This is a genomic window from Candidatus Hydrogenedentota bacterium, from assembly GCA_018005585.1.
GTDB lineage: Bacteria > Hydrogenedentota > Hydrogenedentia > Hydrogenedentales > JAGMZX01 > JAGMZX01.
In genome coordinates this window covers 31,570-40,308 of record JAGMZX010000043.1, presented here as the reverse complement: position 1 = coordinate 40,308, position 8,739 = coordinate 31,570, and the positions used below count along the sequence as shown (strand labels likewise).

General features: G+C 62.6%; 5 protein-coding genes. 1 reads left to right on the top strand and 4 read right to left on the bottom strand.

Translation table 11 applies throughout. From position 1 onward, the window contains the following. A partial coding sequence (locus tag KA184_09620; protein ID MBP8129821.1) for a hypothetical protein occupies positions 1 to 588 on the top strand: 588 nt, incomplete at its 5' end. 86 nt (positions 589 to 674) lie between these two features. Here the strand turns inward: KA184_09620 and KA184_09615 are convergent. The 4 genes from KA184_09615 to KA184_09600 form a co-directional block, all read right to left on the bottom strand. After that, positions 675 to 1,127, bottom strand: coding sequence for a hypothetical protein (locus tag KA184_09615; GenBank protein ID MBP8129820.1), 453 nt, complete (start codon positions 1,125 to 1,127; stop codon positions 675 to 677). Between the two features lie 147 nt (positions 1,128 to 1,274). Continuing rightward, positions 1,275 to 1,478 carry a hypothetical protein gene (locus KA184_09610; GenBank protein ID MBP8129819.1) on the bottom strand — a complete coding sequence of 68 codons (204 nt, stop codon included), beginning with the start codon at positions 1,476 to 1,478 and terminating at the stop codon, positions 1,275 to 1,277. Between the two features lie 157 nt (positions 1,479 to 1,635). Further along, entirely contained in the window at positions 1,636 to 6,132 is a 4,497-nt protein-coding gene (locus KA184_09605) for a hypothetical protein (GenBank protein ID MBP8129818.1), read from the bottom strand. 49 nt (positions 6,133 to 6,181) lie between these two features. After that, the coding region (locus KA184_09600) for a hypothetical protein (GenBank protein ID MBP8129817.1) at positions 6,182 to 8,739 on the bottom strand (2,558 nt) is incomplete at its 5' end.

The following is an 8,739-nucleotide window of genomic DNA, read 5'->3' as shown; positions in this document are numbered from 1 at the left end:
GTCCGGCAGAATACCCGCGAGATTGTCGTGCGCGTCATGGACGGGGTCGAGATTACCCTGCCCATGCGGCAGGTGGCTTCCGTGGAACTGGACAATATCGACCCCAATCTGCCCAGCCAGCAAGAGGGGACAGGAAAGCCGGAGCATGAACTAATCCCGGGTATCAAGCTGGCGCCTGCGCTGTACGAGAGGTTGGTGCGCCCGGTGTCGCAGGAGGCGCTCAACTACTCCAACGCGGATGCGATCGCCAACGTCGTGGCGCTCAGCCAACAAGTGGAAGTGCCGTTGGAGGTCGCGCCGGCCGTGGAGCAGATTCCCGCGGATCAGCGCAAGTGGACGGTCCAAATCGAGCCGCAAGCCACGTTTTTCGCGATTCTGAATCACTATTTCCTCGGCCAGTTCCCTGCCTTGGCGGTCATCTACCGGTATGACCGCGTGATACTCACGACCAGGGCAGAGGCAGAAAAGGATGCAAGCGCAGGCGGCGCCGCGCTGGAATCTCCTCCGGCCACGGCTGCGCCGCCCACATCCCCCCCGGCGGAGGTCTCCGCAAGCACGCCGCCAGACACAACCGAGGCGACCCCGTAAGCGCCGCGGCGTCCGGTCCCGCAGGGAACACGAAAGGCGGCGCGCTTGCCGCGCACGCCGCCTTCGGAGAAAACTTCGCAACCGGCTCAGTGTTCGTCGAGTTCCACGTCCTCCGGCACGTCCCCCCCGGCTTCCTCCCCAAACTCGTCGCCTATTTCCAGGTCTTCACCGCTTTCAACAAGTTCCTCATCCGCCGCCGTGTCGGTTTCCGCGTCGACGTCCTCTTCGGACGCGACCACGGGCGCGGCGCCGACCCCCACCTGAACCTCTTCTTCCTCCGGCTCTTCCTCTTCCTCGAGGGTGTCCGCCGAGGCAAGTTCGACCGGTTCCAGCATTTCTTCTTCTTCGACCGCAACAGGCTGCGGCGTGGGGCGGCGCAACCGCCGCTTCAAATTGGACTGGCGTGACGACGTCTGCTCAATAGCGCCGAGCCGCACCAGTTCTTCATTGACGCAATGAGGGCATTTGAAGCCGAACTTCTCCGCGCCCCATTCCACATAGCGGCGCTCGCATTTCGGACATTGATACTTGACCGGCATGCACGCACTCCCTTCTCGTTATTCTCGCAGCACGTTTCCCGACGGAAGCGCGCGATTATAGCAGAAGCTTCCAGGCAAGAAAAAAAAGCCCAAAGCCAAGCCGGGCGAGTCTGTTCCCGGCAAGCAGCCACGCGCGTTCCCGGGCGATTACTTGCCGCGGGCGTCCTCACAGAGGGACCCGTCGCCTTTGCAGCACCAAGCCACGCCCTGCGCGTCCACGGACGGGCCTTTGCACGAGAACGCGCGCTCGCCCATGCGCCGCCGCGCCGCGAGATGCACCCCCATCCACACGGCCAGGATTATCGCCATGCCCGCGAGGGTCAACGCCATATTCAGCAAAAGCACGGTCATCTTGGCTGCACCACCAGTCTCCGGCCCCAATGACCAAACGCGCAGTAAGGTCAACACGGCACAGACGCCCGGCCATTCCGCGAGAGAATACCCAAAAACGGGCACGGTGCGCAACCCACCCCGCGTCCCCCGGTATCAGGCCAACCCGCATGTCATCTCACGGGTTGACCGTCATTGTCGCGGTAATAGAGGTTGATTGTCCGTCTTCCGTTTGCACGAGGAAGGAATGCGTATAGTCGCCCGGCCCGGGGGCGGCATCTCGCTGCACATGCACGAGAAAGTCGTCGCTTTCACCCGGCCCCAGCGCACCGGAATTTGCGGTGACACTGAGCCAACTGGGAAGCGCGGCGGTATTAATGGACCACCGAAGCACGCTTTGACCCGTGTTCGAGACGCTTATGGGCAGGTCCACCGTGCTGTCGCCAAAAGCAAACAACGTGTTTGCAACGGCCAGCAAGGCCGGCGCGACCGTGTAGAAAAGCGTCAACGGCGCGCCCGTATACGTGATACCCAGGGAACCGTAGACATAGACAAACCCGATCACAACCTCGTATTCGCCAGGGTCCACGGAACGGTCCACCGTCACCGTGACCGTGTCCGGCGATAAGGTCGACACCACGGTCCCCTCCGGCGGGTCAGGGACCACCTGCACCAGGCTGGAGCCTTCTTCGATATTCAGAGCCCAATCGAGCCAGACTCCCGTGGGCGCGTGGCTGCCACCGCCGTTCCAGATGAAGATCTGGGCGGCGTTCACGGCGGTGCCCAAATCGATGCTGTGCGCGTCTTCTTCATCTACCGTAATCGCCGGAACGGCGGACAGCAACGGTGTTGGAAACGCCGGCGCAAAGGAATCGGCCTCGTAAACACTGATTGTGTCGGGAATGGTGAAATACTTCGACTCCGGGTTCGCGGGAACGATGACCGGGTCCGTTACGGCGACCCGAACCAGGAACGGTTGCGTCACGTTAGAGAACCGCAACTCAAACATATCGCCGAAATCGCCGTACTCGAGGGGCATGTCATCCGGCGTGGCAAAGACGAGGTTGCCGATTCCGCCGCTCTGATTCCAGGCCGGAAAGACGCCACCCGACGACTCGGCTATCTTCGCGATGTCTACACTGTAGGCTTCAGCACTGTCCACCTGGAAACTGAAAGCGAGGCGGCGCACGTTGCGGGGCGCGTATTCGAGACGAGCCACAACCCGCGCCGTGCCGTCCGGCTGGAGCCCTTCTGAACGAAGCGAGATTTGGCCAAGCCGCGGGTCGCCGGCAATCCCCTCGAAGTCGAGTTGAGCATGCGTATAGGAACCCGTTATCTCGCCCTGTTCTTCGAGGCACGGGCTGTTCTGGTCATTGGGCTCATTGAAGGTAAGCCGCCCCTCCACCGTTACGCCGGGCTCGTTCTTCAAGGTCGTGTAACTGAACAGCACCTGCGCCTTCAAGTCCTTCGGGACGGACTGGTCGCATTCATCGCCCAAATCGGTTTCGCACCATGCTTGCAGGTTGGCCGCAACGGGAATGCGGATAGCATTGCCGAAGGCGTCCGTTTCGCCCGTCGGCACATTGCGCGTCGCGTAGTAATGCCCGCCCGTCAACGCCGAGAGACGGATAAGCGGGTCGCCATAGACCTGCGAGCCCCAGCCGATGGGCATATAGCGCACATTCCGGTCAACAAGGAACTGCGCGGTGTCGATGATATTGAAATTCGAAGAAGTCGTCAGGCGCCCGTCCGTCACGGCGATAATGGCGCGCATGTCCGCGTCGTCGAAGGGGATCAGGCCGCGGTTCAAATCCTCGTTCAGCAGCACTTGGGCGGCCTGACGCAATGACGGCAACAGCGTGGTCGCGCCGTTGTCGTTCACGTCCAGCGCGAACAGGCGGGCCTGGAGGATATCCTTGTTCGTGGTGAAGATTTCCTCACCGTCGTCGCCGCCCAGCAGGCGCAGCGAACTTAACTCGGCGTCGCCCACGCGTTCGCTCATCACCGCGAGCGCCACCCGGTATTGGCCGGGCAGTTCCTCTATCAATTGCGGGATACACGATTCGTAGAGGGCCTGTAGCGGGTCTCCCGCCGTCGCGATATCCTCTTCAAGCGCCTCGCGGGCCGACGCCAGCATACTGCCCGAGTAGTCGAGAATAATGAGCACATTCGCCCTGATGCGGCTGGAATTGCGCAGGAACTGGTTCGTCTCCGTGATTTCCAGCACTTCGCCGTTTTCATACAAGGTAAACTTGCCCGCAACCTCACGCAACAACGCATCGGGAATCGGCAGCGCGTGCTGGCGGATGTTGCGCATCAGAAGCACGGTCCGCACGAGCGAAGGCACACGCAGCCGCGACGGGGCCGATTCGACCACCAATTCAACGGCTTCTACCGAAACGGCGACCTCGATCGGCGCAATGTTGGGCAGCGGTACGCGCTGACCGTCGACTACTTCAAATGCGGAGATGGCAAGTTTGCCCGATGCCCCGTTGCTCTCGATCAGCGAACGGTCCACCGAAACGCTCACGGGTTGCCAGTTCTTGAGACTGCCCAGGACGCCGATGCTGGTGCCGGAGTCCGGGAAGACGTTCAGCCATTCCTTGTTCGACGTGATGGCGAAATTGAGGATTGTGTCGGGGTCGCCGAAGTTGGCGATTTCCAGGATATCGGAGATGACATCGACGCCGAATCCCATCTGCGTCGGGCGCACGCCTATGGAAATCATCTTCTCGACCTGAATTTCCACCAACAAGAGAACGCCGCCGTTGTCCGGGTCGTTGGACGTGATGGTCAGCAGGTGCTGCGCGCCGAGGTAGGTCAGCGTGCTGCGGTCGGCGCTCAGGGTAACGGTGACCTGCGTATTCGGCTCGAGCGTTCCCTGCGCGGGCGACACGGAAGTAATCCAGGGCGCTTGTTCCTGACCCGAGATACTCCAGAATAGCGCGCCGTTCCCAAGATTCGAGACCTGAAATGTGGCCGAGTTCTCGTCCGTATCCAGATTGACGAAGGGAACTCCGGTCGAATCAAAACCGTCGGCTTCCACATCGATGCGAGGAACAACGGGAATCGCCATGTGGACCAGCACGTCAACCGAGCCCGTAGCGCCGCTGACGGCCTCGACTTGAAACGCGTGCGTGAAATTCAACTCGCCCGCCGGCGCAAGTGCGCGGTCCACGCGCAGCGCAAGGATGGCCGTCTCTTCGCCGGCAACCGTGCCGCTGGCGATGCCCGCTCCGTCCACGGGCGTCAACGACAACCACGCAGGAAAGCCCGATGTGTCAATGCGCCAGCCCACCGTGCCCGTGCCGGAGTTCCAGATGGCAAGCGTCTGCTCGATGCGCGTAGTCGCGAAATCGATTTCTGTCGGCGCCACGACCAGCGCCGGCGGCGCGGGCCGCGTCATTGTCACATGGACCACGTCGGTGACATCGTTGTGCAGAATACTGATGTCGGCCTCGTACGGACCGGGTTGCACGACGGCTGGATTCGCCGTAACCGTGATCGTCTCCGTCCCCGTCAGCGAGCCCGACACCGGGCTGACGTTCAGCCAGGCGGCGGCGGTCGGCGTCTGGATCTCCCACGCAATGGGCGCGGTGCCGATGTTCGTAAGGGTGAATGTATCGTTTGTCTCCGCTTCGATGATGCCAAAATCTATCGCGCCGCGGCTCACGAGAAAACCGGTGACCGTCATCGTGACCGGTATCGTCTTGGCAAAACCCGCCGCGGCGGCGGTCACGACGACCTCGCCCGAGTACGCGCCCGGCGCCAAAGCCGCCGGACTCGCGGTCACACTGACCTGGTTCGTGGCATCCCCCGGCGCCAAGCCGCTCGCCGGCGATACCGCCAACCAGTCCCCCCCGTCGTTTGTGCTCGCGGACGCGGCCCACGCAATCGGGTCGAAACCGCGGTTCTGAACACTCGCTAACCGGCTCGTCGGCGAGGCCAACGCGCCAAACGCGATGCTGTCGGGCAGCACAATGAGCACGGGCACATCCACCGCCACCGTCACTTCCGCATCGCCGCCATTCGACGTAACGCTGATTACGCCTTCGAAGGAACCCGGCGGCAACCCGGTGCGGTCCACTGTCACCGTCACGGGCGCAGCCGCGTCCTGACTCGCCAGCGTACCCTCCACCGGACTGGCGCTCAGCCACGGCGCATCCTGCGCCACGGCCAGTTCCCACTCCAGCGTCTCCAACCCGAGGTTGGCAATCGTGAATTGCGCGGTTGTCAAGGATTCGCCCAGGTCCAGGGTGGTGGTTGAAACCTGCAATTGCGCCGAAGCCGCTGCCTTTGCGGACACGGCCACCACCTGATCGCCGCCGTTCGACGTAATGCGCACCTGACCATTCGACACACCGCTGCCCAGTGCGGTACGGTCCACGCGCATCTCAATCACGTCGATTTCCGGCCCCGTCGTTCCCTCCAGCGCCACGCCCTGCTTGCCCACGCTGTTCTCGACAACCGAGAGCCAGGGCAAATCTTCGGTGACCTGCCAGGACAATACGCCGCCGCCCGCATTTTGTATGCGGAACGTCCCGGTCGTGCTCGACGCGCCGAAGTCCACGGCAAGGGGAGACACGAACAGAACCGGATCGGGCGGGCACCCTGCAAGAGACAGGGCCGCCGCGGCGATCGCCGCGCAACACATTCGCCATTTCCAATTGGCCATACCGCACTCCTTCACCCAGGCACGTCCGAACGCGGCGGGGTTAGGGTTGCTAGGGGATGAACAGTCTCACCGGCACTTCTTCAGCCTCGAAGACATACGTTGTGAATATCAGCGTTGCCTGCACCGACGAACCCGCGGGCAAACCGGTGCGGTCCACGCCGATATGAATCAACTCGCTCTCGCCTGGCGACAACTCGGTGTCAGGCACGGACCCAGGCGGGTTTCCGTACGTAATGCTTGCGACCCAACTCGGGACCGACGCGGGCTCGATGAGCCACGTAAACGCATCCAGCCGGTTGTTGCGAATCGTCAATGTGCCCGAACTCGCCGTCGCATCAATCTGCAACGGATTCGGGACCACCAGGTTACCGGGGCGCCCGTCGTCGTCGGGATTGGGGTCATCGAAATCGGGCAGGCCGTCTTCGTCGCGGTCCCAGACTCCGGGCTCCTCAGGCGCGATACCCGGAAACGCCAGGTCCAGAATCGTGCGCGCGGGCGCGGCTACGTCCCGCGCGCCCAGCTTCACGGACAGGCGCCGTCCCGGATACGTCGGGCCCGCGGGGTACAAGAAGAACTTGGTGTCGCTCGGGCGGCCGGGAGTCGCAGGAGACACATAGACCTGATTATCCACGCGCATCTCGACAAAGAACTCCGGTTGCACGACGGTACCGGCATACGACGCGACGAAATCCTCAAGTCCCGTAAAGGTAATCTTCAGCAGATTGCCGAAAGCCCCGTACGGCAGGTAGTTCGATTCCTCCGTAAGCAGCAAATACACGCCGTTGCCCTCGGAGATCAGGCGCCAGCCGGAAGAAAACGCGTCGCGCGTGTCGAGCAGGCCGCCCGGCGCGAGCTGGACCCGCATCCGCGCAGCGGCCAAGGCACCCGCGGCGCCCGCGGGCGCGCCATCCGCCAGCGACGTGAAGAAACGCATCCGGAACCGGTTCACGTTGCGCGGCACATAGTCGGTCCGCACGAAGACCTCGGCGCGCACCGACTCTTCGGGCGTCTCGGCGCGCAAGTCTTCCATGATCCCGGTGGTCGTCATGGCAATCTGCCCGGCAAGCACGTCGCCCGGGTAGAACATGCCATCGCGCTGGAACTGACCCTGGATCGCCGGGCCGGTCTCGGGGACATACCGCGCAACCAGCCGGTAGTCGAACGCAACTTCCTTGGGCGTGATATACGTGAACACGACCTGATTCCGTAGGTCGTTCCACAGCACGCCCGGTTCGTCTTCCAGCGACACGCTGACATCGGAAGCCAGAACGCCCCCCATGCCGTCGTCGGCGGGCGTCATGTGCAAGATGACCTTCGCCGCGCCATCCGCCGAGGTCACACCTATCTCTCCTTCCACCCGCTGGCCGAGCGGCAGCGCCGCGGGATTCAGATTAACCGCGACGGGGATGGATTCGCCCGGCAACAGGATGGCGCCGGACGGCGCAACACTCGATATCCAGTCCTGGCCGAGGGTAACGCCGAGGCTCCAATCCAAATTATTGACGCCGATGTTCGCCACGTTGAAGTAGACGAGGTTGCTCCCCGATAACCCGCTGGGTTCCAGAACGAGGCTGCGCTCGCTGCCCAGCACACGGGTCAGGTCCTCTACTCTGTTCGCATAGTAGAGATGACCGCCGGAATCGCTGGCCTGAACCACCAAGTCCGCACTGTTGATCGCTTCGCCATTGGCGCTGTACGCAACAGGATAGAGGCGCACGCGCGTCTCCTCCGCAAACGCCAGCACGTCGTTCTGCGACGCTGCGGAGGCGTTGTCCACCCCGTCCGTGATGTAAACAACGGCGCGCACGTCGGCATCATCGAAAGGCAATGTCTCTTCGGGGTCTTCTTCCTGCAACACGCCCATGGCGTCGATGAGCGCGTCGCGGACGGTGGAAACGCCATGCTGCGCTTCCGGCAGGGTGAATTCCTCGAGCGCCGCCTTGAGCGACGCCTTGTCCGTCGTAAACTGATGAAGGATCCGTGTCGGTTGCTGACGGTCGTTGTAGTACATGAGCGCGACGCGGTAACTCGCGGGGAGATCATCCAGGAACAACCCGGCGGCGCGTTTCATAATCCCGATAGCTTCGCCGGGCTCCAGCGGATTTACGGCCGCTTCCGTGCCCGCATGGTACATGCTGCCCGTGAAATCCAACATAATAACGAGGTTCACGCGAAGGTCGTCCGGCAGGCTGACAAACTGGTTCGTTTCATCCCGGTCCAAGAGGACCTCATCTTCATATACAAGAAACTCGAGATGTTCCAAGTCCTCGGCTGTCCGCGTGGGGATCACGCGGCCCGTCGTGTCCCGCAGCATGAGCACGAACCGCTCCACATACGGCGGGCGGCTCCGGTTGAGCGTGCCCTCCATGCGCAGCGGCGGCCGTTCCACGCGGACCTGGATGGTCTTTTCCTCCACGATGTCGAGCGGAGCCTGAAAATCAGGGTCAAACGCCTGGACCGTGATCGTCTTGACCTCGACATCCTCGGTCATATTATTGCGGTCGACCGTGACCTGCACCGGCACGCCGTCCACGTAGTCCTGGAATTCGGGAATATAGAAATCCCGGTCCGAACCGGTCGTGTCCCCCTGGACCGGGTCTACGCCCG